Annotated in this window: 1 protein-coding gene; it reads left to right on the top strand. The window is 69.2% G+C overall.

Features of this window, described 5'->3' with window-relative positions; translation table 11 throughout:
* Positions 1–1,400: type I polyketide synthase (locus ACHQ4I_RS41730; protein WP_420777460.1), on the top strand; the 1,400-nt coding region annotated here is incomplete at both ends.

Genomic DNA, 1,400 nt, shown 5'->3' with positions numbered 1-1,400 from the left:
ACCAGCACCGGTCTGACCCTGACCCCCACCCTGATCTTCGACTACCCCACCCCCACCGCGCTGGCCGGCTATCTTCACGAGCAGTTGAGCGGATGGACCCCGCCACAGGCGGTGCGGTCGGTGACCCCGGCGCGTCTGGGTGTGGACGAACCGGTCGCGATCGTGGGGATCGGGTGCCGGTTCCCCGGCGGAGTCAACTCCGGGCAAGGCTTGTGGGAGATGGTGGCCGACGGCCGCGACGTGGTGTCGGGTTTCCCGACCGACCGAGGCTGGGATGTGGAGGGTCTGTTCGACCCCGACCCGGCCGCGGCGGGTAAGTCCTACACCCGCTCGGGCGGATTCCTCGACGCCGCAGGCGATTTCGATGCCGGGTTCTTCGGAATCAGCCCGCGTGAAGCGTTGGCGATGGACCCCCAGCAGCGACTGCTACTGGAAACCTCGTGGGAAGCCTTGGAAGACGCCGGAATCGACCCCACGACACTGGCCGGCTCCACCACCGGAGTGTTCACCGGCATCATCGCCCAGGGATACGGGGTCGGCGCCTCCGCCGAGGGCCTGGACGGGTTCGGGGCAACCGGTCAAACCTCGAGTGTGGCGTCGGGTCGAGTGGCTTATGTGTTGGGTTTGGAGGGCCCGGCGGTGTCGGTGGACACGGCGTGCTCGTCATCGCTGGTGGCATTGCACCTGGCCGTGCAGTCGCTGCGGGCCGGGGAATGCGACCTGGCGCTTGCCGGTGGCGTGACCGTGATGCCGACCCCGGTGGCGTTCCTGGAATTCAGTCGCCAGCGGGGCCTGGCCGCCGATGGCCGCTGCAAACCGTACGCCGGTGCCGCCGATGGCACCGGGTTCTCCGAAGGCGTCGGGGTGCTCGTAGTCGAGCGGCTGGCCGATGCCCGTGCCAAGGGCCATCAGGTGTTGGCGGTGGTGCGTGGGTCGGCGGTCAATCAGGACGGTGCCTCCAACGGGTTGACCGCACCCAACGGGCCCTCCCAGCAGCGGGTGATCCGTGCCGCGTTGGCCAGCGCGGGCATCGACGCGGGCGAGGTCGATGTGGTGGAAGGCCACGGCACCGGCACCGTCCTGGGCGACCCCATCGAAGCCCAAGCACTACTGGCGACCTACGGCCAGAACCGGCCCGCCGATCGACCGGTATGGCTGGGCTCGATCAAATCCAACATGGGCCACACCTCGGCCGCGGCCGGTGTCGCCGGCGTGATCAAGATGGTGCAGGCGATGCGGCATGAAACGATGCCCAAGACACTGCACGTCGACGCACCCAGCCCCCACGTGGACTGGACCACCGGCGCCGTATCGCTGCTCACCGAGGCCAGGCCGTGGCCGGTCAGCGACGGCCGGCCGCGTCGGGCCGCGGTGTCCTCCTTCGGGATCAGTGGCACCAA

It is taken from the genome of Nocardia nepalensis (assembly GCF_048910785.1).
GTDB classification, from domain to species: domain Bacteria; phylum Actinomycetota; class Actinomycetes; order Mycobacteriales; family Mycobacteriaceae; genus Nocardia; species Nocardia nepalensis.
This window is presented reverse-complemented; position numbering and strand designations above follow the sequence as displayed.